Raw genomic sequence first — 26,963 nt, 5'->3', positions numbered from 1 at the left:
AAAATATAAAACCTATCTTAACCCCTAGCTGACTGACCAACTTCTTTAGAGGATGTTTGAAAAGTCCCTAGTAATGTATTAAATACTTTTAGATCCCCCTAAATCCCCCTTAAAAAGGGGGACTTTGATTCCGGTTCCCCCCTTTTTAAGGGGGGCTAAGGGGGATCTCTGAGTACCTAAAATCACAGCCAACCACTTTTCAAACAACCTCTTAGCGCTCTTTTATTACTCTAGAAAAATAAAATATTTGTAGCGACTTTCAAGACAGTCGCTACCCTTAGAACTTTCGTAGCTTATGATGCAAGCCTTCTTTTAACTTCCTCAGCCAAATCTACTAGTAGCACTTCTACTTGCTCACCTGTTTTCAAATCTTTCAGCGAAGACTTTTGCGCTGCTGCTTCCTCAGAACCAATAATTACGCAAAATTGAATTCCTTGTTTATCTGCTAGCTGAAATTGTTTACCCAAAGGGCGCTTATCAAAGTTAGTGATAACATTAATTCCAGCCTGACGCAGATGTTGCGAAACTTTTAAATAAGTTGGCATTAAATCTTCTTGCATATTCACTACCATCACCTGGGCTGGTGTAGCAGCTAAGGTACTAAGAATACCAGCTTTTAACAAGCGACTAATTAAGCGAGTTAATCCTATAGAAATGCCTACCCCAGGCATTTTTTCACCCAAGAATACCCCAACTAATTCTTCATATCTACCGCCAGAACAAATACTACCTAAAGCTTCATGTCCTAATAAGGTTGTTTCGTAAACTGTACCAGTATAGTAATCAAGACCACGGGCAATGGATAAATCAATACAGAAACGATTTTCGGCAACTCCGAGATTACGCACACCTGCAATTACCGTTTGTAATTCGGCAATCCCCAGAGCTAATTGCTCCGTTTCTGATAGATTTTCTGCGAGGTGCTTGAGCTTATCTAATACTTCATCAACGGAACCATCTATTTTAATAAAATCAATAATTTTTTGAGTTTGTTCTCCTGAAACTCCCTCCTTATCTAACTCTTGTTTTACTTTACTTTCACCAATTTTTTCTAAATTATCAACAATACCAATACACGATTTAATTTTATCTTCAGTAATTCCTACTGATTTAAAAAAACCTGTAAGAACTTTACGATTATTAATGCGAATCAAAAAATCACCAATATTAATTGCTTCAAATATTTCAGTGATAATTGCAGGCATCTGAGCATCATAGAGCAAGCTGAGTTCACGACGAGCAACTACATCAATATCGCACTGGCGGAACTGACGAAAACGCCCATCTTTTGCTCGTTCTCCCCGAAAAACCATATCCATTTGGTAGCGGGCAAAGGGAAAAGTTAATTCATTCAGGTGACGAGCAATATACGCTGCTAATGGAACTGTTTGATCAAACTTTAAAGCTCTGGCTTCCGAACCAGTTTCGCCCGATCTATCTCTCTCGGCTTGGCGATTTGGTGGCAATATGGGATCAATGCCATAGATGATATTGTCACCTTGATTACCTTTAGCTTGCAGCACTTCTAAACGTTCAACAGCAGGTGTTTCAATGGGCGTAAATCCATAGCTTTCAAAAACTCTACGGATGATATCTAACAAATATAATTCTAGACGCTTTTCAGTAGGCAGAAATTCTGGGAAACCACTAGGAGTAGAAAAGTTTATTTTGTCACCTTTTGCCATGCGTGTACCTTACTAAGTTGAAATTTGAGATGAAAGCTTAACGATTGTAAGTCGTGGCTACACAAACAAAGTCCGCCTGCGCGGACTGGAGAATGATGATTGATGATCTTTGAGAACAGAAATTACTATCTTACCCGTTCTTCTTGAATTAGAGTGCGTTGAAAAATTTTGTTGTTCTTAAACCAATGCCAAGTGCGGGCACGATTGTTATTGTCAGGACTAATATAGATCATTTCATATAAACTCATGTCTGGGTTTGTTTTATAACTAAACCACAAAATCACAATCGAATCATCGGCTTCCCAGGCTTTTCCGTCTATGCGATCGGTGTCAAACCAAAGCTTATTATCTTTATAGATTCCTGGAAATTCATATTCTTCTCGTTTACCATCAGACCATTTATAGCGATTAATTTGATAGTAGGGATGAGGGCCATTTTCTGGAAATTGACAGGTTAAGTGAGACTCGTAGCTGTCAAGGATTTTTCCCGCTGTATCAATTACTGTATAAGTTCCTACCCAATCTCCTTCATGACGGGCAAGTACGGGCATTCCTTCTCGAATATTTGACATTGCAATTCACCTTTTATTGTTTTAACATTTGGAAAAATTGAGTAAATTAATCGGGAAAAGTTTTCGCTGTACAACCAACCAGGGTCTTTTATTACAATGCCTGGAATCTTTAAGCCAGTGACAGCAAATGCCAGTCTTCACTAAATAAGGCATTTTCTAAAATCGAGTTACCTGGCGCTAAGACCGTGACGAGTAATGCCCGATTGGTAATACTTTTACAAACAGGAATCTCTACTGTGGCATCTACTAGGCGATTCAGAACAGAGATTGCAATGGTATCCATTTTAAATCTCTGTGCAGGTAGTCAGCTACAACTTAGGGACTTCCAAATAAAAAAATATACCATCGCTATTGAGGCAGGGGGCAGGGAGCAGGGAGCAGGGGGAGGGATAGTCGTAGTGAAGTCCAGAAATTGGATAATTTAATTTCTGGAAGTCCCTTAATTATGTTCGCATATTATGAGTGGGCAGTGAGGAAGGTTGTCAAAGACGGCTTTAATCATCGCTGGAATAACTTGGCGTAACGAATGGACTTGTGTTTTGAACGAATGGACTTGTGTTCTGAACGAATGGACTTGTGTTCTGAACGAATAGACTTGTGTTCTGAACGAATGGACTTGTGTTCTGAACGAATAGACTTGTGTTCTGAACGAATGAACTTGTGTTCTGAACGAATGAACTTGTGTTCTGAACGAATGAACTTGTGTTCTGAACCAAAATTATGAAAGTTCTTCCAGGTGCTTTGGTTATCATAGACGAAACTGTGGCAGAGGCGATGTCTACGACGGGCTACGCCTATGCCATTGGTTAGAGGATGTTTGAAAAGTCCCTAGTAATGTATTAAATACTTTTAGATCCCCCTAAATCCCCCTTAAAAAGGGGGACTTTGATTCCGGCTCCCCCCTTTTTAAGGGGGGCTAGGGGGGATCTCTGAGTACCTAAAATCACAGCCAACCACTTTTCAAACAACCTCTTACAGTAATGAGTTGCATAGTGATGACGGCATTGGTCACTCCCCAGTCTCAAACCACCAAGGGTCATTTGTCGCGTTAGTTTTAATCAAAATAGCTTTTTTTCGCATGAACCGTTTCAGCGCTGCTGCACCCATGCGTGACCCTCCCATACCAGAGAATTTGAAGGCGTTTTTCTCTCCCTCGTGCATGATGGCGGTAAGCGCAGCATCATTGATACTAATAGCACCTGCATCTATCTGCTGGGCAACTTCTAAGGCTTCGGCTTCTGAAGCAAAGACAGCAGCACTCAATCCATAAATTGAGTCATTCGCTAAAGACACTGCTTCCTCTACTGTGGAAAAAGGCATTATTGGCATGATGGGGCCAAAAGTCTCTTCGGTCATCACTTTCATGGAGTGATTAACCTGTGTGAGAACTGTCGGACGACACCACCAACCCCCACCTAAATCTTCAATTACACCGCCGCAGTGAATTACTGCTCCTTTTTCAACTGCATCTAGAAGATGGCCGCTAATAATTGCTGCTTGTCTTTCGGCAATGATGGGGCCAATTTCTCCACTTTCAACTGTGGGGTAGGCTAGCTGAAGGCGATAAGCTTTTGCTACTAGTTGATGGTAAAACTTTTCAAATATTGATTCAGCAACGTAAATCCGCTCAATTGATAAACACGACTGTCCGGTGTTGACGACGGAACCCCATAAGATTGCTGAGGTTGCTAATTCTAAATTGGCTGATTCTAAAACGATCGCAGGGTCTTTTCCTCCTAATTCCAAAAAAGCCGGAATAAACCGTTTAGCAGCCGCTTCTGCTACTTTCCGCCCCGTCGCCACACTACCTGTAAAGCACACCAAATCTACATTCTCAATCAAATCAGATCCGGTTGCGCCTGCTCCTTCAACAAAAGTTAATACGTCGCGCAATTCGGGAACGGCGCTGAGTGCTGTTTTCAGTGGTGCTACGAAGCGGGGAGCAATTTCACTGGGTTTGACAATGACGGCACAACCCGCCAGTAATGCTGGAATGGTATCAATGGTAGATAGCAACAGCGGAAAATTCCACGGGCTAATTATCCCAACTAGGGGATAAGGAACGGATGTTTGTTGCAAGGCGATAAACGGAATTGCTGTGTTTTTTGCCGAGTCTTGCAGCAATTCCGGTGCTAACTTACACCAGCGATCAATGCTAGAGAGAAAAGAATCTATTTCCAATACTGAGGTCGATAATCTTCCTGTATCATTTACCAAAGCCTCAGTTAAGCGATCGCGCCCAGATAATATCGCTTCCTTCCACTGCTGTAAGGCTTCAATTCTTCCCTCTAAACCTAGTTGCTGCCAGCGAACTTGCCCTCTGCGGGTGCGCTTACATTGCTGTGCCAGCAGCCTTGGAGGCGGCGGGATAATTACATAGTCAAATTTGCCAGTTCGGGGATTACGGACTTCTATTGGATTAGTCATTAGTCATTGGTCATTGGGCATGGGGCATTGGGCATTGAGAAAGACGAGGCAGAAGTTCTTTAATTTTGAATTTTGTTAGCGCAGCGTTAGCGAGTCCGCGAGCGTCATTTTGAATTTTGAATTGATTTGCTCCCCATTCCCCGATTCAAATTATCCCCAGTTTGGCTAACCGTTCAATGGTGGCTTGCTGCGTTTGGAGGAAGTGTTTGCGGTCTACTTCTCCTTTCAGCATAGTATTAGGTGGGTAAAAGTGTGATTGGCGATAACTTTCGGCGTATAGTTCAAATCGTTGGCGTGCAAGTAAATTATTTAACCCTGGTCGGCGGCGATCGCGGCGTAATGCGGCTAGGTCAATCTCGGCAAATGCTGCCATACTCTCGCCTGCACCTGTCTCTGCTAAAATGATTCCGCGATGGTCAATGATTTTAGAGCCACCATCAGCCGAAGCAATGGGGATAGCAATATTAGCGATGCCTGCGGTATTGGCAGAAACTACGTATGTCATATTTTCAACGGCGCGAGTGATTTTTGCCGCGTCTTTGGGGGTGAGGCTTTTGTTGTATACTTCCGAGGTGGAATGGACAAAAATCTCTGCTCCTCGCATCGCTAGACACCGCGCCACTTCTGGATACAAAATTTCTTCTGATGCTAAAGCTGCCAAATTACCGATCTCCGTTTTAGCTACGGGGAAAACTCCCTCTAAACCATAGCAATCAAGATATTTATCCCAAACATCATGGGGTGTGGGAGCAAATAAGGAATTTAACCGCCGATAGCGCAAGACAATTGAGCCAGAAGGGTCAAGAATAAAGCAGGTTTGAAAGTACAATCCGGGAAAGTTGGGGTCAACTTCGTAGGCATTACCAGCTAAAAAGATTTTGTGCTTTTGAGCAATCTTACCAAGTGCCTCATATTCAGCACCAGCCATTTCTATACAAGCTTTTTCTGCCCATCCTGCTAGAGAATCTCCCATCGGAAAACCAGTAAGGAAATATTCTGGTAGTACAATTAACCGACAATCGAAACCGATGAAAGCGATACTGGCAGCAATTTGTTGAGCTAGGCGGTTGATGGAGTTTTGCATGAGCGCTCGCGCTTGTTGGCGTAGGCGTAGCCCGCCGGAGGCATCGCTTGTTTGGTTGACTGCATGACAGGTAACTTGCAGTGCTAAAGCGCGGTAGGATTCTGGATTAGTGGGCATGGGGCATGGGACTAAGGACAAATGACTAATGACCAATGACTAATGACTAATGACTAATTCGATCACCACCCCAGAGCGATCGTACAAGTTTATCTGTTAATTCAGACCCAAACATCTGTGCGGCAAATTTATTACCTGGATCACGTTCAGCACTGGTACGGCGTACCAACAAATCACGAGCCGCCAAAGCTTCCCGTGCATCTTCTGGTACAGGTTCAGCTGCATCTACCCAAGTTAGCCAGCGATCAAGGGTTTCATGTGCAAGTGTGCGAGTTAGTTCAAGGGTCTCAAAAGTAGGTGCGCCGGTATAGCATAAACTCACAGGCGATTGAAATAGGCGAACATATACACTTTTGCTGGTAAATACTTTTAGGCGCGAATCGTCTTGCAACTTTAAGAATGTTTGGTTAACTGGCTCATAATAGCGATCGAGATATTCCAAATCGGTTAAAAGCTCAGTCCGGGGAACGTAATCTATATAAAAGAAAATATTCGGTAGTGTGCCAAACTCAAAAGCCAAATGAGGAACCTGGATATGCGACTTCAACCAAGTGGTGAGACGCATGGTGCTAAAGTTTGATTTTTCAGGGTTTCCTAACCACGAATGAACTAGCCAGTCAATTTCTTGTCCAGAAAAAGTGGTCAGCGATCCGTTGATATTGCCATCGAGACTGCGGTATTGCTGTAAATCTTGTGTAGAAGAGTCTGGATGTAACTGAAAACGAGCCTCCAGTTTTTGGTAAAGTTCCTTTGTAATTCCCCACAAGTGCTCAAATACAGCTTTATTATCTAGATCAGTTGGTTGCTGAGTCATAGTTTGAGTTTGTTGCTTTTATATAGACTTTATGTTTAGTTTGACACTTTCCGGTGTTTAGCTTGTTGCCCATATGGAGCAAGGCATTCATCGAATTCAGGGTTGTGGTAAACAGCCCATCAACTAAACCATGATAAAGCTATTGCAGTAACATCTTTAGTAAACTATATAAGCCTTCAAGGTTTCCTGGCCCGGCGGTGGCATTTATCAAAGCAGACACAATTGATTGACTAAAAGTTATGGCGCTCATAGTTCAAAAATACGGTGGTACATCTGTCGGTTCAGTCGAACGTATTCAAGCTGTTGCACAACGCGTTTACAAAACCGTTAAAGCTGGAAACTCTCTGGTTGTAGTGGTTTCCGCAATGGGCAAAACCACCGATGGACTCGTCAAACTAGCTAATGAAATTTCTCTAAATCCTAACCGCCGGGAAATGGATATGCTGCTTTCCACTGGCGAACAAGTAACCATTGCCTTACTGAGTATGGCTTTGCAGGAACTCGGACAACCCGCAATTTCGATGACTGGTGCTCAGGTAGGAATTGTTACCGAAGCTGAATACAGCCGCGCTCGGATTTTACATATTGAAACTACTCGCATTAGCCGCCACATAAATGCCGGAAAAGTAGTTGTAGTAGCAGGATTTCAAGGCATTTCCAGTGCCGGAGAAATGGAAATTACGACTTTGGGACGTGGTGGTTCTGACACTTCAGCGGTAGCGATCGCAGCTGCATTACGAGCAAATTTTTGTGAAATTTATACAGACGTACCAGGGATTTTAACTACAGACCCCCGCTTAGTTGCCGAAGCCCAGTTGATGGATGCCATCACCTGCAATGAAATGTTGGAACTAGCTAGCTTAGGCGCAAAAGTACTGCATCCCCGCGCTGTGGAAATTGCTCGTAACTATGGTGTTCCCCTAGTTGTCAGGTCTAGCTGGACAGATGCCCCCGGTACTTGGGTGACATCAGCTAAACCCCAAGGGCGATCGCTGATCAATCTGGAAATTGCCCGTCCAGTAGATAATGTAGAATTTGACACTGACCAAGCGAAGGTTGCTTTGTTGCGTGTACCCGATAAACCAGGTGTAGCAGCAAGGTTATTTGGCGAAATTTCCCGACAAAAAGTAGACGTAGATTTGATTATTCAGTCAGTTCATGAAGGTAACAGTAATGACATTGCATTTACAGTTACAACACCCATATTAAAACGGGCAGAAGCAGTAGCAGCAGCGATCGCCCCAGCCCTAAGAAATCAATCTAACCCCAAATCTGACGAAGCCGAGGTAATGGTAGAACATAACATTGCCAAAGTCAGCATCGCTGGCGCAGGAATGATTGGCCGTCCTGGTGTAGCTGCAAAAATGTTCGCCACCTTAGCCGAAGCTGGCGTAAACATCCAGATGATTTCCACCAGCGAAGTGAAAGTAAGTTGCGTAGTCGATGCAGCCGAATGCGATCGCGCCGTCAGCGCACTCCGCAGCGCCTTTGAAATTGAGGCAGGGGAAGAGGGGACAAGGGGACAAGGGGGACAAGGAGGAAGAATCATTGAAGACAATTCTCCCTTGTCTTCTCCCTCTCCCTTTTCTCCCTTGTCTTCTTCATCTCCCCCCGTTCGTGGTGTCGCCTTAGACTTGAACCAAGCGCGTCTTGCTATTCGCCAATTGCCAGATCGGCCGGGGATGGCGGCGAAGTTGTTTGGACTATTAGCGAAACATAATATTAGCGTTGATATGATTATTCAATCTCAGCGCTGTCGGGTGATTGATGGTGTTCCTCGGCGAGATATTGCCTTTACAGTCTCGCGGATCGACGGTGAAAGTGCAAAAGAAATGCTCACCCAAGTAGCAGCAGAGTTAGGATGGGGTGAAGTTGTTTTAGATAGTGCGATCGCTAAGGTGAGTATTGTCGGTGCAGGTATGGTGGGACAACCAGGTGTTGCCGCAAAAATGTTTGAAGCGCTGGCCGAACACCAAATTAATATTCAAATGATTGCCACCTCAGAAATTAAAATTAGTTGTGTCGTGGCACAAGAGCAAGGTGTTAAAGCTTTGCAAGCTATTCATGCTGCTTTTGAACTAGCTGGTAGTGAAAAATTTGTCGTGCCAGCGTAGAACTAAAATTGGAATTTGGAATTGCTGATTATCTATTTTTGAAATGCCATTTTTCCATCATGGCTACCATTTCCGAAAGCCGACGTTCACCACACCAAACTAAATCAAGTTTTTTGAGTTGTTCGAGGCTAATACCACCATCTTCCTCAGCAATGCGATAATATTCTTTATCTCCCATTGCTGCTAATAAATGCCCAAAAATAATAAGTTCATCGAACTGAGGATTTGTCTCTGGATCGTTCAAGATTAGCATTGCTCGTTCTTGAGACAGTCCTTGGAGAGTATTGACAATAAATCGTGTGGGAAAGTCTGCATCCTTAAGTTGAGGATGACGCGACACTAATCCAGCCAACAACACTCCTAAATAAGCTGCTGCTTGAGAATTACTCAATATCTCCATTTGTTGGATGGCAATCTCAGTCAAATTGCTAAAAAATGCACACCCCAACTGTTGTTCGATGGTGGTAACTGGATCTAAGATTAACGAGGTTTCTAACTGTGCCTCAAATGATGCTTGATCCTCCTGCGGCAATTGGCTAAGTAAGATTTCCTTGGCGCGATCGCCTATGATGATACTGCGATCAGACCCAGAGCTAAAGTCCTTGCCCGGTTCCAAACCTTTACTCACTAAAATTTGAAAGACGTTACTTTGAGCTTTTTCCTCCATCTGTTCATATTGAGCTTGTCCAATAAAAGTTTGACAAAACCAACTGTGGCTGTCAGAGTCGCATTCGACCATTACCTCATTAACAATCAAATCAGTTAACTTTTCCGATCCCAAAATTCTTTGCCACTCTACAATTAAGCTATTAATAGCAGCTATGTCACGGTAATTGAGCGCCTTGAGTAATTGACGCTTCGCAGTAGCTACCAAGCCTTTTTTTCGCCCAAATACGTTGATTTCCAATTTTTTTATATGGAGTTTTGGATAATTCAAGCTGCTATTTTTTTACCCCATTTGAGGGTTAGGTGTCATGAGTGGGATTGCTGAAGAGTCCAGATCAAAATATCCCCCCCCTATGCATTTACCTCTTTATACTAAGTCTAGTTTAACTCACAAATTTTACTTCAGTCTGGTAATATGTAAGCGTATTAAGTCTGTAATATTCGCTGAACAAAGACAAATATTACTAGCAATATGAAGCATTAACTAATAATTAGTACTTTTACATGCCATTCTGGCATTGATTTTTTTTTAATAAATATTTTTTTTAAAAAATAGTTACCAGTAATAACACGTAAGCTATAATCAAGCAATTTATTAATTACATTTTTATATTGATGCGTATTCATTTACGAGATGGACGTTACCGAATACTAAAAGCTCTAAATGATGGGGAAAAGGCAAAAACCTATCTAGTGGAGGATGCTAATCTTCCTGACAGCCAATTTATAGTTAAGCAGTTACATACTCCTAGTAGCAATCCTCAAAGTTTAACCAGCCTGCGCCGCTTGTTTGCCAGTAAGGCAGCAACTTTAGAAAAACTGGGGCAGGAACACGACCAAATTCAGAAGCTAATTGCTTATTTTGAAGAAAACGAAGATTTTTATATAGTCCAAGAATTCATACCCGGTAATCCTTTAGCTGACGAAATTATCCAGGGACAACCTCTGAGGGAAGATCAAGTAATTAATCTTTTATCAGAGATATTAAAAGTTTTAGTACTTGTACATAGCTTGGGTGTAATTCATCGGAATATTAAGCCAACAAATATTATTCGCAGGGAGTCAGATAAAAAGTTAGTTTTGGTTGATTTTAGTAATTTCAATGAAGCCATTACTAATACCGTTGATAATCTCGAATATATGCCTATAGAACAGGTTAACGGCAACCTGAAATATAACAGTGATATATATGCTTTAGGTATGGTTGCGATCGCAGCTCTTCTAGGTTTACCTGCAAACGAAATATCTAATTTGCGAAATCAGAAAAATCGGCTGACAGGTGAAATAGTTTGGCGTAACAAAAATACAAAATTTAACAGGAAATTAGTAAAAATTATCAATAGAATGGTACGTTTTGACTATCGTAAGCGTTACCAGTATGCAACCGAAGTTTTAGACGATCTGAAAAAATTAACAAATGTTAAAGATCAGAAAAAACAGCATGATAAAAAATTATTACTAGTTTTGACGGGGATAGCTGGCTGTATAACACTTGGTGTTGGAGCGTGGCAATTGAGGTCGCTAAAACCTGTAAGTGATGCTCAACAGACATTATACCAAGAGGGAGTAAATAAATATGAGGCAGGAAACTATGAAGGGGCAGTTGAAGATTTCAATCAGGCGATTGAATTAGAGCCGCAAAATGCTCTAGCTTATAATCGGCGAGGCGATGCTTATTATCGATTAGGAGACTACGAGCAAGCACAAGCAGATTCTAGCCAAGCCATTTTGCTGAATCCTCAAGATGCTAATGCCTATTTTGACCGAGGATTTGCTTTTTCTGAATTAGGCAAATACAAAGAAGCGATCGCAGACTATACCCAAGCGATTAAATTGAATTCTGAGAATGCTTATGCTTACTATGGCCGGGGGTTAGCTCGTGCTCAAGTGAAGGATAATAAAGGAGCAATGGGAGATTTTAGCAAAGCGATCGCTCTCAAGCCACAGTATACCGAAGCCTACTTACAACGAGGGATTCTTCGCCGTCGCCTCCGACTTAGACAAGGAGCAATCCAAGATTTTGATACAGTCATTAAGATTAATCCTAGTGATGCCAAAGCTTATTATCAAAGGGGTTTAACTCAATCTATTAATAAGCAAAAATATGCAGCACTTAAAGATTATACAGATGCAATTAACATCAATCCCAAATACATAGAAGCCTATCTGAATCGTGGTGATGTTTACAGTGATTTGGGAAATAAAGTAGAAGCTACTGAAGATTACAACACTATTTTACAGATTGATCCTAAATTTATTGCAGCTTATATTCACAGAGGTATTCACCGTTTTTCTTTCGGAGATTATAAAGACGCGATTGAAGATTACACCGAAGCGCTGAAACTAGATCCTAATGATGTAGCAGCTTACAACAACCGTGGTAATGCCTATCTCGAACTGGGAAATAAAAAAGCTGCAAATCAGGATTATTCACGAGCGATCGCAATTAATCCTAACAATGCCTTAGCCTACTATAATCGCGGTGTGATTCGCGCCAAGCAGAAAAATAAACAGGGAGCGATCGCAGATTTAAAAAAAGCTGCAAAACTATTCCAACAGCAAGGAGAAAAAGATAGTTATCAAGATGCACAAAGAGAAATTGCAATTCTGCAAAATAAGTCAGCGCCAGGGCCAAATACTCGTCCTAAATCTGGGAAAAGAGAAAAAAATTGAGCTATAACTCAATATAGTTTGTAGTAAGCTAGGACTTACGCATTGACAATAAATACCAAATATGGGAGAAGGTTAAAAACCATATCTTTCGTAAGGGCACAGCATGGTCTATTTACGATCGCAGGATAATTAAGAAAAGCCTGAAACAACCTATTTTAGATAATTCACATCACGATGTATTTGTACAGTGCGTAAGTCCTATAAGCACTAAAGTGATTATAAAATCAGGGATAAAGTACTTACTACTTACTATGAGTTACCAGATTTTCTTATGACTCAATTAGGATACTGTATGCTAACTCTCCTCACTTTTTATCCAGACAATCTGGAATTATTCAGCAGTAGTGATGTCGATACAGTACTGAAAAGAATTGATGGTTCTCACAATATTTGGTTGCGCTGTATTCACTTCCGCGATCGCACTGGAACCGCCAGAATTATCAATCACTTTGGACTAAATCCATCTCGTGTTGAGATGATTTTTAACCATTCCTCTCTAGGAATTGATGAAGACGTAGAAGATTGTTTATTTGACAGCTATGAAATTCTAACTTCTCAAATAAAAAATAACGAATTTGAGGTTGTGCGTGGCAATATTGTCGTTGGAAATAATTTTATTATCACTTTTGAGATTACAGAATTAAAAATTTTAAGCAATCTAACCAATAATTTACAAAAGCGAACTCCAGATATTCCACGTCTGGGAATTGACTATCTTTTTTATCTCATTCTAAAATATGTTTTGAATAACTATGATAATGTATTTGATTATATTTCTAGAAAACTTGATGATTTAGAAGATGAAGTGTTAGAAAAATCAGGTGATGAATCAACATACCAAAAAATTGCCACCATGAGGCAATCTACTCGTTCGGGACGACGTAATTTTCAAAGCATCAAGTTACTTATGGCTATTATGAATAACGAAGATTTCCAATGGATCACCCAGCCAGTAAAGGAACTATTCAATCAAGAATTAGTTCATCAGGTTGATAAACTTTGGCAAGAATATCAATCTCTGAGAGCCTGGATGTCAGAATTAATGGAAATTCAACGCGATAATATTGCTAGCAAAACTGGTGAACGAATTAATCGTCTGACTATCCTCTCGACTATATTCTTACCAATAACTTTCATATCTGGTTTCTATGGTATGAACTTCAAATATATGCCGGAATTAGATCAGCCTTGGGCTTATCCTGCTGTGATCTGCATGATGGCATTAATTGTAATTAGCAGTATTACTTATGCAAAAAAACAACGTTGGTTGTAGCATCTATTAAGTGACAAAATATTGTTGGAATAGAAAGTAACCCTAAAACGGTAAATAAACGTGAATCTCCCATTAATTATTCGTGCTGAAAAACACAACGAGAAAACAGCAATCGCTACAACAGATGGAGCATTTACCTATCGAGATTTGCTTTACACTTCCAGTCAAATAGCTGCAAGTCTTCTTCAGAATGCAGAAGACTTACAGGAGGAGCGAGTTGCCTTTCTCATCCCGCCTGGGTTTGAGTATGTAGCCACTCAATGGGGGATTTGGCGTGCTGGTGGCATAGCTGTACCTCTGTGTGTTTCCCATCCACGTCCAGAATTAGAGTATGTAATTACTAATTCTGGAGCATCGATTATTGTTGCTCATCCCGATTTTGAGGGTATACTGCGTAGTTTACTGCCGCAGGCATCGCTCGCCCAAGAACACAATTTGCGATTTATCCTCACCTCAGAAACACTCCCATCTAATATTGGCCGCCTTCCAGAGGTGGATATCACTAGACGCGCTTTAATTCTCTACACCAGCGGTACAACAGGTAAACCCAAGGGTGTAGTTACAACCCATCAAAATATTCAAGCGCAAGTGACTAGCTTAATCACCGCTTGGGAATGGACATCTAGCGATCGCATTTTACATATACTGCCACTACATCATATTCATGGAATTATTAACGTACTGACTTGTGCTTTATGGGCTGGGGCGGAGTGTCAGATGTTGAGCAAGTTTGATGCCGAAACCGTTTGGAACCGAATTTGTGATGGTAACTTAACCCTATTTATGGCAGTACCAACAATTTATGTAAAACTAATTGCTGCTTGGGAAACGGCCTCTAAGGAACGCCAAAAAAGTATGTCAGAAGGCTGTGCTAAGATGCGCCTGATGGTTTCTGGCTCGGCAGCGTTACCAGTTCAAGTTTTAGAAAAATGGCAGACTATCAGCGGCCATTTTCTGCTAGAGCGCTATGGGATGACGGAAATCGGCATGGCATTATCCAACCCTTTACATGGTGAACGGTTGTCTGGATATGTGGGGAAGCCACTACCTGAAGTTGAAGTGAGATTAGTAGATGAGAGCGGAGAGTTAGTCCCCGCAGGAACACCAGGAGAAATCCAAGTTAAAGGGCCCGGAGTGTTCTTAGAATATTGGCAAAACCCCCAAGCAACCGCCAAAGCTTTCCAAGATGGCTGGTTCCGTACTGGAGATACCGCCGTCGTTGAGAACGGTAACTACCGAATTTTGGGCCGGATGAGTGTGGATATCATCAAAACCGGAGGGTATAAAGTTTCAGCTTTAGAAATTGAAGAAGTATTGCGATCGCATCCAGATATTCAGGAATGTGCAGTGGTTGGGGTTGCCGATCTAGAGTGGGGTGAGCGGGTGTGTGCCGCGTTAGTATTGCAAGGTTCACAACCTTTAACATTACAAGCTTTCAGGAGTTGGGCAAAAGAACGATTGGCAGTTTATAAGGTGCCAACCCAAATTTTGATAGTTGAAGAATTACCGCGCAACGCGATGGGGAAAGTTACTAAACCGACAGTGGTTGAGCTATTTTGCTGATAGCGATCGTAAACTTTGAACTAGACCTAGAAATTTTAAACCTTGTAAGTCCTTAAAATTAAGTGAATCCCCGGTGATCTCTTCGGATAACATTAGAAAGTTAACAGCTTAATACCAGATGAGCGAAACTGTTTACATCGAAACCAGTATTGTTGGCTACTTAACTGCTAGACCCAGCAACAACTTGATCCAGTCGGCAGTATAGCAAATGAGTTCGCCGAAATAACAAATGCGTAGGCGTAGCCAGCCGTAGGCATCGCCCCTACCTAATTCCTCACCCCTTTGGAGGTTTGGGCGGACACCAGAAGAGGTTTTTACTAGACACCCCAAGGGAATCCAGAATTCCTCGCATCACCTCTGTGCAGTACATCCAGTGTCCCAAATCGTCATACATGCGATCGGGATTAAACTCGACATTGTAATGCAGCACATTGGGAAGGTCTAAAAACTCATCATCGCTTTGGGGAGAAAGCAGCAAGAGATGAAATGGCTTCCCCTGGCATTGTTTTTGTAGCTTGTTGACCAAATCTATCACACCACCGCGATCGCTAATTCCTGTACGAATAAAAAGCACTTTGTCGCAGTGTCGCAGTGCGTACCAAAATCTTTCAGAACGTGCCGTGTAACGAACGCGCATCCGTTCATGGACAGGAGACATATCGCTCGTTGGGTCGTCTGTCTCCTCAACTTCATGGGCAAAAGACAAACCTGACCATTTACTATGGTAGATTCTGCCTGCATCTGGGCTGTAGTGTAAAAAGGCAGGGTTCCACATATCATAAAAACCGTTTTCGATCGCATCCGCAACATCTGCAATATTGGTGGTGCGCGTTAGATCAAAGGGAAAGGCGGGGCCATCGTACTCCATTTTATACAGCATCATGCGGACGGCACAGCGATCGCCAAGAGGAAGAATGGCCACACGGCTGATATCCGATAACTGACATTTATATTGGAAAAACACCGCAGACTTAGGTGGTGCTTTCACCCGACTTTCTAGCCCATCGTTGCTAATCATCATGGTGCGAAAAGGGGCATCGGGATGAAGTGGATCTTCATAGATACCCGATGGCATAGCTTTAAGTGCGTTGCAAACCTCCGTCCACATCGGCTGGATGTTGTACTCATTGTCTGATTCGTTAATCACCCAGAGGTGGCGTTCGTCCGCTTGCAAAATCCCCAGATGCCCGTCATAGAACAAAACTTGTGAGTTGTTCGGCGAAAAAAGATTGAAGGCGGCGCTATATTCTAAGTCGGCACCAGGGGGGATATTCACTGTTGTGGCGATCGCGCCATCCTCTACAGCAAAGAAGGGGAGCGTCCCTGGTTGGGTATCCTTCGTAATGTAGATACCCGGTATCAATCCAGCCTTACTTTGCAGTGCAGTTTGCAATTCCTGCCAATAGGGAGCGATCGTGTAGCTGTATTGTGATCGATTAATGATCCGTAAACGCTTCTCTTCCATACAGACAGAGACATGAAAGCCTGCATTGTCAAAGTAGATGGGAAATTCATTCGGTTGTCGGAAGCGTTGTTTTTCTTTGGCCAATTCGTCTTTGTCGATGTCGAATAAGTGATGGTCGATCTGCTGATACATAAGGCTGTGACCAACCGTGTTCGGATGAGCCGGATCAAAGGATGTCCCTGCTTTCCATCGTCCTTGTCCATCATCCACGGCTGCCAACCAATCCAGTACGGTTACATCCCAACGAAGCATCCGCTTGTGTGTGTCTCGGATCAGCCAGTAATGTTCCAGGGAATAATCGCCATTAGGATAGACACCGCCCAAAATCGGAATAGCCCCAATGTCCCGCGTCATTTTTACCAGCTGCTGCAAACCACTTTCAAACCGCCGTTGTATTGCCCGCCGTTCGTGAGGGGGACAGTAGGCTAAACCTTCGTTACCTAGAGACAGGGCAATGATTACAATATCTGGTTGTTCTGGGGTGACAAACCAGGGAAATCGAGCGATCGTTCTGCTGACATTCGCCCCCACTTCGGACACATTCACAAGTTGATGCCCATATTTTTGCTGTAAAGCCTGTGCCAATAACCAAACCCAACCTTTCAAATACCAGGCTTTATGACCTAATGCAACGGAACTGCCAATGACAACGATTTTGAGTCTTTCAGTCTCTTCTTGCACGGGCATCCTGACAGCCGACTTCTCAATGTATCCAAAGGGGTAAGGTTGTAAATAACCGAATGCGCCATCATCCACAATAATCGTGCTGGAATGATCGTTAGGGTCAATCGGTATCCAGCGGTTTGTATCTAGTAAACTTTCCCATCGGGCATTGCCGTTTGCATCGAGACGCACATATTTATATTCAACTCTCTGACCATCGCCCAATTCTAAAGACGGCTGAATGTCAATTTCTATATCTGTCCACCATAAAGGATAGCGATCGCCACTTGTACGCAGGTAGACACATTTCTTGATGTCCCACAGTCCCAACTCTGGAGTAGAACCGACAAGACCGATGGATTCGCCCGTTTGCGTATATCCACTAATCTGGAATCGATACATAAAGTTTATCCTGATTTAGTGAGTATGATGCCAGACAGAAAGGCTGAATCCTTAAACCTGTTTTGACAATATCACGTAGAAGTCTTAATAATCCGGTATTAATCTTCTTAAGTATATTGACGCTCTGATTTACATTACCCAAAGCTATCAGCAGTCAAGCTTTTCAAAAATTCTTTGGATTTTTATAGAAGATATAAAATAAAGGATATTGCATTAAAAGTTTTGGCACAACTAAGAACAAATCAAAAAAAGGATAAGGTTAAGTTAAATTTTTGCTTCAGTCCTTATCTAGAAACCTTATTGAGACGTAGCAGTGCTACGTCTCTTTTTCACCAGATGTCTAATGAACTGTCCCTCTTAATGATTCAGCATCAACAGGTTTGATTAGGTAAGTCTGCAATAAATGCCCAACAATGGAGGCTATTAAGGGTAATTTTTGGCAGAATTTTACAATTGGTGAGCGATCGCTCTTGTTAATCTCTGCTAGTTTCAGATTAAGGTCAGAACACTTCTCCAACCGTCGGAAAAACTCTGGGTGATTTGTATTTAAAATCAACGGAAAAGCCCGTGCGGCGGTGTTATTCGTCTCTTCAATGACTCTAGTATTATATTCGCGCGGGTCTATCCCAATAGATTGATAAAAGGTGGCGCGTTCAAATACTGTCAATGTGTGAGTAGCAAAAACACTCAGCAAAAAGAAACGTACCCATAATCTAGCTCTCCAATTGTTCCATAGTTGAGGTTGCGATCGCAGCAGCGCTTTAAAGAAATCTCCATGTCGATTTTCATCCTGACACCAACTCTCAAACTTGCGAAAGAGGGGATAAATTTGGTGTTCTGGATGTTTTTCCATGTGACGATACACTAAAATGTAGCGCCAGTAGCCAATTTTCTCGGATAGGTAGACTGTGTAAATAATCCACTCTGGCGGAAAGAAGGTATAAGTGCGATTTTTGGTTAAATAACTTAAGTCAAGAGAAAGATTAAAATCTGCCATTGACTTATTCAAAAATCCCGCATGGCGTGCTTCATCCCGCGCCATAAAATTAAAAGCATCCGCCAAAATCGGATTGCGGTTTTTCAGACGGCGCGATAATTCTTTGAACAGCAGAAATCCAGAAAACTCTGATGTGCAGGAACGTTCCAAAAAGTCAATAAAGGCGGCACGCGTTTCTCCATCAATGTGATCCCAACACTGCTGAAATTCTTCATCACGGACAAAGTGATGACGGTTATAGTCTGCTCGTAACTCCTCTACAATTGCCAGTAACTCAGCTTCCTGAGACGAAATATCCAACTGCGCCGCAGCTTCAAAGTCAGTGGTATAAAACCGAGGTGTTAATAATGTTTCTTGAACAGGCGCTTTTACACCTGGTTTTAGCAACTCAGGTTCGGAGGTTTCCAGAGACTTAACCATGAGAATCCTTTGATTATTTCATCCTTTAAAAGTTATATAAGCATAAATAGCTGTTTATAAGCATCAGTTAAATTATTGAAAGCAAATTGTGAGAAATAAACTTATTAACTATTGTTTCAGGAGAGTTTAAATGCCTATTCCCCAACCAGTTTTGTTACTACTCAAGTGGGATGTGCCTAAGGGTGAAAATCAGAAAAACCTAAATAAATACTAATATCTTTATAGTTATATATAAATTAATAGTTAAATAATCTTAGTAGAAATAAAAATAGTTGGGATTTGCATCGGCAGTGGTACTTGCCAGATAGAGTAATGCAGATCCTTTCTAAACCTAGAATAACAATCTTTTAGCTGGCCCTGGCAGGCATCCTGAGTCGGTGACTGCCCAGAAACCTTGCCCTTGAACATGAAGGAAGCAACAATGAGTAGTAATCTAGCCATCAAACTGCGCTCTGGAACTCAACAAGCCCACACATCTGCGGAAAATGTGGGATTCATGAAATGTTTTTTGAAAGGAGTTGTGGATAGAGACTGCTTCGCCAAGTTCTTAAGCAACTTGTATTACGTTTACAGCGAACTAGAAGCAGCATTAAAGAGCCATGTAGAGCATCCTGTGATTAGTGCGGTTTACTTCCCCGAACTTAATCGCCAATCTTCGCTTGAAAAAGATATGGTGTTCTATTATGGGAATAATTGGAGGCAGCAAGTTACAGCCTCACCCGTTACCCAGAGATACATTGGCCGCATTCAGGAAATTTCTGTTAGTGAACCAGCCTTATTGCTAGGTCATACCTACACTCGCTACATGGGCGACCTCTCTGGGGGTCAAATGCTACAAAAAGTTGCTCAGTCAACCCTGAAGCTTTCTGGCTATGAAGGCACATCCTTTTATAATTTTGAGCAAATTCCTGACAAAAAGGCATTTAAGGATAAGTATCGTCAGGCATTAAATGCATTACCTATTGATGATATAACAGCAGAACGGATTGTTGCAGAAGCTAATAATGCCTTTGGGTTCAATTTACAGATGGCTCAAGAGTTAGAAGGAAGTTTAATTAAAGCACTCGGTCAAGTTCTGTTTAATAGCCTCACTCGTTCCCAAAATTCAGGTAGTACTGAAGTAACTGCGGCTAATTAAGTTAGTCATTAGTCATTGGAGTTAGGAGTTAAGAGTTAGGAGTTAGTAATTATTCTGCTACCCTGTGGCGGAAGTTTGCCTAGCTTTTTCCCTCATCTCCCTCATCTCCCTCATCTTCCCCACTCCCAACTCCCCTCATTCATTGGAAAGCAACTAAATGGTTTTTCTATTACCTGGTGTCAAGTTTGATCTGGATCTGATCCAAAAGTACGACACTCGCGCACCTAGATACACCAGTTACCCACCCGCTACAGAGTTAAGCGAAACATTCACTGAAACTGATTTTAAGGCCGCGATCGCAGCATCGAATCAACGCAAAACTCCTCTTTCTTTGTATTTCCACATCCCCTTTTGCCAAAGTGCTTGCTACTTCTGCGGCTGTAACACGGTAATTTCTAACAACAAGAATATTGCTAAACCTTACGTGGAGTCTTTGGTTCAAGACATCAAAAACACCGCAGCTTTAATCGATCCAGACAGAAAAGTGCTGCAAATCCACTGGGGAGGCGGTACTCCTAATTACTTGGAGTGTCACCAAGTAGAATTGTTATGGAAAAATATAAATCGTCATTTCAACATCGATCCACAAGCAGAAATCTCAATTGAGATTAATCCCCGTTATATCGATAAAAACTACATTTTCTTTTTGAGAGAGATTGGGTTTAACCGTATTAGTTTTGGCATTCAGGATTTTAATAGCCAAGTTCAAGTGGCTGTAAATCGCGTCCAGCCGGAAGAAATGCTCTTTGATGTCATGAGTTGGGTCAAAGAAGCTAAGTTTGAAAGTGTGAATGTAGACCTAATTTATGGTTTACCCTATCAAACCCGCGATACATTTCGGGAGACGCTGAAAAAGACTATTGAATTAGATCCTGACCGAATTGTTGTCTTTAACTTTGCTTATGTACCGTGGCTAAAACCAACACAAAAAAATATTCCTCAAGAGGCGCTACCCCCAGCAGAGGAAAAGCTAGAGATTCTGAAAATGACCATTGAAGAATTGACGAATAACCAATATCTATTTATTGGGATGGATCATTTTGCTAAAACTAATGATGAACTAGCGATCGCTCAACGTAATGGCACTCTCAAACGCAATTTTCAGGGCTACACTACCCACGCTGAAACAGAACTCTTTGGTTTTGGTTCTACATCCATCAGTATGTTAGAAGACGCTTATGCCCAAAACCACAAGGAATTAAAAGATTATTATCAGACACTTGCAGCAGGTGCTTTACCTGTTAGCAAAGGTGTCAAGCTTACTCAAAATGATATTATCAGGCGGGACGTAATCATGGGTATAATGTCTCACTTCCAGTTACATAAGCAAGATGTTGAAAACAAATATAATATCAGTTTTGATGAATATTTCTCTGAAGAGCTAGAGGCATTAAAGCCACTAGAAGCTGATGGTCTAGTTAGTTTATCAAAAAATCAGATTCAGATTACCGACATCGGTAGATTACTAGTAAGAAATATTGCCGTCATCTTTGATACTCACACAAAAATGCGAGAGACAAAATTTTCCCGCGCCATTTAATATTCCTTCTGTAAATATTGGCTACATATTATCCCCTCAATCTACCTTTAAAATAATGGCTGAGGGGATTTAACTAATTACGAATTATTTTAACGCATCTCCAAAAAGCTAGATAAAATTTTTATGTCTTAAGATAGATATCAAATAGCACAAAACAATTGATTAATGTTGTATTGCTATACTGCTAATCAAGTTTAGAATTATATATTGATAATCAATTAATTCATCTATTACAAAAAATTTTATTTGGTGTTTATAGCATAAGAATGCCAAATGTCATCCAGTTTTGATGTAATATCTTTTCCTTTGTCTAACTTTTGGATTTAGCATTTATCCCATCTGATAGAAAGAATTTTGGTTCAGAGTTGATAACTTAAATACAAGTGAAGTCTTTCTCTTCTGTTACATCATAATTTTTGGAAGTCTAATCGTATGTTTTTTCACAAAAAAGAACCTATTCATGCAGTTAACGTTAGTGAACCAAACCCTCGTTTTGCTCAGTTGCTTTTAGAGCAGTTTGGTGGAGCTACTGGAGAACTTAGTGCAGCACTTCAATATTGGGTTCAATCATTCCATGTCGAGAATGCTGGAATTAAAGACATGCTTCAAGACATTGCAATTGAGGAATTCAGCCATTTAGAAATGGTTGGTAAACTCATCGAAGCTCATACTAAGAATACAGATCAAACAGAGGCTTATAAGAGTACTCTCTTTGCTGTCAGAGGTATTGGGCCTCATTTCCTAGATAGTCAGGGTAATGCTTGGACTGCAAGTTACTTGAATGAAGGTGGAGATGTAGTGCGTGATTTAAGAGCTAACGTTGCAGCTGAAGCTGGTGCTCGTCAGACTTACGAAGAATTGATTAAGTTGGCAACTGACAAAGGAACCCAAGAGACTTTAGTCCATCTGTTAACACGAGAAATTTCTCATACCCAGATGTTTATGAAAGCTCTAGATTCGCTGGGTAAGTTGACAGATCCATTCTTTGGTAATATTAAACCAGATGAAACTGTTGCTCTCTACTACAACCTATCTACAGATGGTAATGGTCAAGATGAGCGTGGCCCTTGGAATTCTGAACCAACATTCAAATACATTGCAAATCCGTTAGAAAGTCACTCTTAATGGTCGTTAACTGATGACTGTTAACAGTCATCAGTCATCAGTCATTAGGTAAATGTACAAATTAAATGCGTAACAGCTTATCCCCCTCAGGTATTTTTTAGGGGAAATTTAGCTTTGTCCAACCTATGACAATCCTAAATTATTCTTAAACAACAAGATTCCCGACTTCTCTAAGAAGTCGGGAATCTAAGCCAAGTAGTATTTGCTGATATTCATTTGGATACAACACGCGTTTCGGACATATATCTCTGCGCTACGAAGAATGGACTATCCTAGACTTAATAGAAAATGGCTATAAATATTTAATTTAGCCACACTCAAGAAGTCAGAGCGATCACCTCTTCAATATTTATCCCGACGTTTCTGGATTCAGAAATTAATTCAACTCAAAATCAAAACTGAGAATCAGGAGATTCATTTGTGATTGTCAATGCCACACCAAATGGTTGGGAAGTCATTTATCATCGTGCCCATGCTTTATTAGCAGCTCAACTTGCAGGACAGTGGCGACGTAAAGATGCGCCAGCAAGGTTATATGAAACCGTCGCTGCAATTTCCCATCACGATGATCTAGAAAAAGAGTGGGAAGAGGACATTCTTACTGAAGCAGGTGCGCCAAAGGACTTCACTCTCGCCACAAAGAAGGATGCAGAGATTGGTGTTAAGAAATTTGCTGATCTGGCAAACAATGCCCGCTACCGAGGACGGTGGGTGGCTCTACTCATTTCCATGCACATCAGCCGTTTAAATGAGCCAAGTCGTGGTCAGCTTTCAGAACTAGATAAACTTTTAGATGAGCAACTTCAAAATCAGCAACGTTGGCGCAAGGAACTGGGCATCGAAAAGGAACAAGTAGATGCAGCCTATGCATTTATGCAATGGTGCGATCGCCTTTCTCTCATTTTATGTCAGCAAGAACTACCCGACGATGAGCGGTTTTTAGAAATTAGTAAGGGCCCTGAAGGTCAGCGCTATGACATCATGCAGCGCAGTGATAATTTGGTTGTTGTCAAACCCTGGCCCTTCCAAGAGGATAAATTCACGGTCAACGTCGAAGCCTGCGACCTGTCCCAGGTGAAATTTGAAAGCAGTGCCGAACTAACTCAAGCACTACAAGAAGCTCCTATCAAGATACTAGAGTGGACATTCGTTAAGAGTTAGATATTTGTCACTGCCATAGTCAGTAATAAAAGCCCCCATATGGGGGCTTTTGGTATTGGAAAAGCTTCTACAGCATTCACTGGAGAAATTTGCTCACCCATATTTGCAAATTGACTGAAAATGATTATCATTTGTATATGAGTGTACCAATCATAACTGTCGTTGCTGGCCCGGCTGGATGTGGCAAAACTACTTGGATTTGCCAACAGATGTCCAGTACCACTTCTAGTAAAAACGTAATTTATTTTAGTCCTGGCACTGGGAATATTCCTATTGATCAGACACGTGTGGCTGCGGAATTCCCAGAGTTAAAAGTCTTTGGGGATGGGCAAGAAGTTGAGTTTATCAACCAGCTAGTAGCTACGGAACTTGCCTATATTGAACTAGGGTTTTACTTAGAATTAGGCGCAATTGAGCAAATATTAGACAACTTATCTTACAAAGCGATCGCCATCCTACCATCCCACCTCAAAGATTCTGAATATCATACTTGGGCAGAAAAAATTATCACAGGCACAGATGTAGATAGCAGCATTCTCCAAACCCAATTATGGCGTGCGCCAACCAGTGGTCAAGTTATTGACGAAGATAGTTTAAACGAATTTTGGTACGAAATTACCCACGGCGCTTACGGCCACGTTTCCCGTGCTAAGGGAATTTTTGATGTTGCTGATGGACGTTCACTATACGCAGATTTTGTGGCGGGTATCTCGGCAACTGATTTTTTAGAATTAGACCTACCACGCCATTTAGAAGGTAGACCACAGCGCTTCAGTGGGATGGAAGTATTGGGACAAAACTTGGATGAGTCTGCAATTAGACAAACCTTGCAAGATTGCTATTTGTCAGAAACTGCGATCGCACAATACCAAGAACAGGTAAAACAAATCTTAATTGAGGAGAGTATACAGTGAAAATCGCGGTCATGTCATGTATTCATGGCAACTATGAAGCCTTGGATGCGGTATTGTTAGATAGCGATCGCCAAAAAGCTGAGAAAATCTTTTGTCTTGGCGATTTGGTTGGATATGGGCCCTCTCCAAATGCTGTAGTTGAACAAATTCGTTCCCTTGATATTCCTACTTGCGCGGGGTGTTGGGATGAAGATATTGTCGAAGGACTGAATGCTTGTGATTGTACTTATCCCTCGTTATTGGCTGAAAAACGTGGCAAAATTGCTCACGAGTGGACAAATAACGAAATTTATTCAGAACACCGCGAATTCTTAAGGCAATTACCCCATAGTTTACGTGAGGGAAATTTGGCGTTTGTTCATGGTAGCCCCCACAGCAATCACGAATATTTATTACCAGAACTTGATGCTTATGCCGCTCTGGAGCGAGTACTTTCCACAGAAGCGGATGTGCTATTTTGTGGACATACTCATGTACCTTATGTGCGTAACTTGGATGCAGGCAGTTTACAGGTTAGTGTCAAAGCTGAGACAGCAGAAGAACAGTTACTCAATTTCACTACATCCCTCAAGCGAATTATTAATGTAGGTTCCGTGGGAGAACCTCGACACGGGCGACCAAATGCGACATATGTGATTTATGACACAGAAAATCAAGAAGTGAATTTGCGGGAAGTACCTTACGATTATCAAAAAACCTGTGCGGCAATTATCGAAAAGGGTTTACCGCCAGTTTTTGCTTGGCGTTTGGCGCAAGGATTGGAATTTGCAGAAAGGGCTGATGACCCGACTCATGTTTGTACGAGGTAAAGAAGAGCGAGGGACAAGGGGACAATGAGAATAATCCATGCCCAATGCCCAATCTTTAAACTAAAATCTAAAAACCAAAATTGATATGAGTAAATGGGCGATTTTAAGTGGTATTGAAGGGAATCTGGCAGCTTATGAAGCTGTAATGACAGATATTAAGCGTCAGGGTATTGCTGTAGAGGCTTTGTATATTTTGGGCGATTTGGTCGGGCCCAGACTAGAAACGGAGAAGTTAGTAAAACGGGTGCGTAACCCGCAACCTGGAGAGTTAGAACCTTTGATTTGTAAAGGTTGGTGGGAAGAACAGTGTTTTATCCTACATGGTCTTGGCCCAACTGGAGAAGCGACTGATTTGATGGCAAAATATGGGGGAGAAACAGTTAAGTTGCTGTGGGAGTCTGTTTCTCGCCAAACGGTACAATGGTTGAGAACACTAGACTTTGGTTTTTTTGAACTGGATTGTTTGTTAATTCACGCCACAACAGTAGCGGTAGACGAGGAACTGACACCAGAAACTCACCCTATTATCATGTGCGATCGCCTATCGCGGATGCAAGCAAATAACTTGTTTTGCGGTCGTTCTGGCTTGGCTTTTCAATATCAATTGCAAGCAGGTTCTATCACTACAAGCATAACTACTCTTGATAGTCAAGCATTTCCCGAAACCATGAAAATTTCTCCGCGTCAAGTCATTGGGGTGGGTAATGTGGGACGAATACCTAGTAGAGCAAAATATACCCTTTATACACCAAGTACAAATCATCTGGAATTTAGGACTGTGCGCTACGGTGTCAGCAAGGGATTTCAGGTAAAGTCAACTAAAGTAGTTCCCTACTAGGCAAAGAAGAAATATCTTAGGACAATTTGAATAAAAAAGAGCCAGAGAACTAACTCTCTGGCTCAAAGCTGGAGACAAAATAATCATCAAATAAAGGCTAACTTGGGTAATAACCTAAATTCTTCCCAGGTTATGCAGCCCTAAGACAACACCCACTCCTAAGATATGACCAAAGGCGGTAGTTGCTAAAAGGGCTGGTAAACCAAAACCACCAAATAAATTGGCTGAGGGTAGTCCTGGTTCTGCGTTAGGATATTTGATGGTAGATTTACCAAAGGCAATGGCAACGATATTAACAATAATGATAATCAGTGCAACTGTGGGACTCCATTGCAGAGGTGTGGTTGCAGCAGCGAGTAAGGTTGAAGTAAACACCTGATTTGCTCCTGAAATTTATTAATGATTGAAAATATAATCTGAAACTTTCCGAGGCAAATTCCAGAAAGTACCCGATTTTGCATCAATATTTAACAGTTATTCTCACTACTTAATATTTAATATAA

General features: G+C 41.6%; 21 protein-coding genes. 11 read left to right on the top strand and 10 right to left on the bottom strand.

What is annotated here, in order from left to right; translation table 11 throughout:
- Window positions 1-293: 293 nt before the first annotated feature.
- The 6 genes from hisS to H6G92_RS14805 form a co-directional block, all read right to left on the bottom strand.
- A complete protein-coding gene (gene hisS / locus H6G92_RS14830; RefSeq protein ID WP_190894433.1) occupies window positions 294-1,685 on the bottom strand; it encodes a histidine--tRNA ligase in 1,392 nt (463 codons plus the stop codon).
- A 125-nt stretch (window positions 1,686-1,810) separates the two neighbouring features.
- The gene (locus tag H6G92_RS14825) at window positions 1,811-2,257 is read right to left on the bottom strand and encodes a DUF3598 family protein (protein ID WP_190894432.1); all 447 of its coding nucleotides are present in this window, start codon (window positions 2,255-2,257) and stop codon (window positions 1,811-1,813) included.
- Window positions 2,258-2,366: 109 nt separating this feature from the next.
- A complete protein-coding gene (locus H6G92_RS14820; protein ID WP_242059133.1) occupies window positions 2,367-2,540 on the bottom strand; it encodes a hypothetical protein in 174 nt (57 codons plus the stop codon).
- A gap of 725 nt (window positions 2,541-3,265) precedes the next feature.
- Window positions 3,266-4,684, bottom strand: coding sequence for an aldehyde dehydrogenase family protein (locus H6G92_RS14815; protein ID WP_190894431.1), 1,419 nt, complete (start codon window positions 4,682-4,684; stop codon window positions 3,266-3,268).
- Window positions 4,685-4,829: 145 nt separating this feature from the next.
- Window positions 4,830-5,885: a nitrilase-related carbon-nitrogen hydrolase gene (locus H6G92_RS14810; protein ID WP_190894430.1), complete on the bottom strand. Its 1,056-nt coding sequence runs from the start codon at window positions 5,883-5,885 to the stop codon at window positions 4,830-4,832.
- Window positions 5,886-5,931: 46 nt separating this feature from the next.
- Window positions 5,932-6,699: a red chlorophyll catabolite reductase gene (locus H6G92_RS14805; RefSeq protein ID WP_190894429.1), complete on the bottom strand. Its 768-nt coding sequence runs from the start codon at window positions 6,697-6,699 to the stop codon at window positions 5,932-5,934.
- A gap of 239 nt (window positions 6,700-6,938) precedes the next feature.
- Between H6G92_RS14805 and H6G92_RS14800 the strand changes: the two genes are divergently transcribed.
- Complete coding sequence (locus H6G92_RS14800; RefSeq protein ID WP_190894428.1) at window positions 6,939-8,813, top strand: aspartate kinase; 1,875 nt, start codon at window positions 6,939-6,941, stop codon at window positions 8,811-8,813.
- A 28-nt stretch (window positions 8,814-8,841) separates the two neighbouring features.
- On the opposite strand, the gene H6G92_RS14795 is transcribed toward H6G92_RS14800, so the two are convergent.
- Entirely contained in the window at window positions 8,842-9,720 is an 879-nt protein-coding gene (locus tag H6G92_RS14795) for a hypothetical protein (protein WP_190894427.1), read from the bottom strand.
- Between the two features lie 374 nt (window positions 9,721-10,094).
- On the opposite strand from H6G92_RS14795, the gene H6G92_RS14790 reads away from it, so the two are divergent.
- The 3 genes from H6G92_RS14790 to H6G92_RS14780 all read left to right on the top strand — a co-directional run bounded on the left by H6G92_RS14790 (window position 10,095) and on the right by H6G92_RS14780 (window position 14,988).
- Window positions 10,095-12,152, top strand: a complete 2,058-nt coding sequence (locus H6G92_RS14790; protein WP_190894426.1) for a serine/threonine-protein kinase — start codon at window positions 10,095-10,097, stop codon at window positions 12,150-12,152.
- A 292-nt stretch (window positions 12,153-12,444) separates the two neighbouring features.
- On the top strand, window positions 12,445-13,425 hold the full coding sequence (locus H6G92_RS14785; RefSeq protein WP_190894425.1) for a magnesium transporter CorA family protein: 981 nt from the start codon (window positions 12,445-12,447) through the stop codon (window positions 13,423-13,425).
- A 60-nt stretch (window positions 13,426-13,485) separates the two neighbouring features.
- Window positions 13,486-14,988, top strand: coding sequence for an acyl-CoA synthetase (locus H6G92_RS14780; RefSeq protein ID WP_190894424.1), 1,503 nt, complete (start codon window positions 13,486-13,488; stop codon window positions 14,986-14,988).
- A gap of 274 nt (window positions 14,989-15,262) precedes the next feature.
- Here the strand turns inward: H6G92_RS14780 and H6G92_RS14775 are convergent, their stop codons facing one another.
- Together H6G92_RS14775 and acsF are read right to left on the bottom strand one after the other, a co-directional pair.
- Window positions 15,263-17,518 carry a DUF1796 family putative cysteine peptidase gene (locus tag H6G92_RS14775; protein WP_190894423.1) on the bottom strand — a complete coding sequence of 752 codons (2,256 nt, stop codon included), beginning with the start codon at window positions 17,516-17,518 and terminating at the stop codon, window positions 15,263-15,265.
- 340 nt (window positions 17,519-17,858) lie between these two features.
- Window positions 17,859-18,935, bottom strand: a complete 1,077-nt coding sequence (gene acsF / locus H6G92_RS14770) for a magnesium-protoporphyrin IX monomethyl ester (oxidative) cyclase (protein WP_190894422.1) — start codon at window positions 18,933-18,935, stop codon at window positions 17,859-17,861.
- A 421-nt stretch (window positions 18,936-19,356) separates the two neighbouring features.
- On the opposite strand from acsF, the gene H6G92_RS14765 reads away from it, so the two are divergent.
- The 7 genes from H6G92_RS14765 (at window position 19,357) to H6G92_RS14735 (ending at window position 26,460) form a co-directional block, all read left to right on the top strand.
- A complete protein-coding gene (locus tag H6G92_RS14765) occupies window positions 19,357-20,073 on the top strand; it encodes a biliverdin-producing heme oxygenase (RefSeq protein WP_190894421.1) in 717 nt (238 codons plus the stop codon).
- 157 nt (window positions 20,074-20,230) lie between these two features.
- Window positions 20,231-21,613 (top strand): oxygen-independent coproporphyrinogen III oxidase, encoded by a 1,383-nt coding sequence (gene hemN, locus H6G92_RS14760; protein ID WP_190894420.1) that lies wholly within the window; start codon window positions 20,231-20,233, stop codon window positions 21,611-21,613.
- A 432-nt stretch (window positions 21,614-22,045) separates the two neighbouring features.
- Complete coding sequence (locus H6G92_RS14755; RefSeq protein ID WP_190894419.1) at window positions 22,046-22,738, top strand: manganese catalase family protein; 693 nt, start codon at window positions 22,046-22,048, stop codon at window positions 22,736-22,738.
- Between the two features lie 420 nt (window positions 22,739-23,158).
- Window positions 23,159-23,899: a DUF3891 family protein gene (locus H6G92_RS14750; protein ID WP_190894418.1), complete on the top strand. Its 741-nt coding sequence runs from the start codon at window positions 23,159-23,161 to the stop codon at window positions 23,897-23,899.
- A 137-nt stretch (window positions 23,900-24,036) separates the two neighbouring features.
- On the top strand, window positions 24,037-24,813 hold the full coding sequence (locus H6G92_RS14745) for a CobW C-terminal domain-containing protein (protein WP_190894417.1): 777 nt from the start codon (window positions 24,037-24,039) through the stop codon (window positions 24,811-24,813).
- Window positions 24,810-25,622 carry a metallophosphoesterase family protein gene (locus tag H6G92_RS14740; protein ID WP_190894416.1) on the top strand — a complete coding sequence of 271 codons (813 nt, stop codon included), beginning with the start codon at window positions 24,810-24,812 and terminating at the stop codon, window positions 25,620-25,622. Before H6G92_RS14745 ends, H6G92_RS14740 begins: the two co-directional genes overlap by 4 nt.
- Before the next feature lie 85 nt (window positions 25,623-25,707).
- Window positions 25,708-26,460, top strand: coding sequence for a metallophosphatase (locus H6G92_RS14735; protein WP_190894415.1), 753 nt, complete (start codon window positions 25,708-25,710; stop codon window positions 26,458-26,460).
- A gap of 114 nt (window positions 26,461-26,574) precedes the next feature.
- On the opposite strand, the gene psaK is transcribed toward H6G92_RS14735, so the two are convergent.
- A complete protein-coding gene (psaK, locus tag H6G92_RS14730) occupies window positions 26,575-26,835 on the bottom strand; it encodes a photosystem I reaction center subunit PsaK (RefSeq protein WP_190733200.1) in 261 nt (86 codons plus the stop codon).
- Window positions 26,836-26,963: the final 128 nt, after the last annotated feature.

It is taken from the genome of Nostoc foliaceum FACHB-393 (assembly GCF_014698505.1).
GTDB classification, from domain to species: Bacteria; Cyanobacteriota; Cyanobacteriia; order Cyanobacteriales; family Nostocaceae; genus Nostoc; species Nostoc foliaceum_A.
The sequence above is the reverse complement of the archived record's forward strand: the minus strand, read 5'-3'. Positions and strand labels throughout refer to the sequence as shown.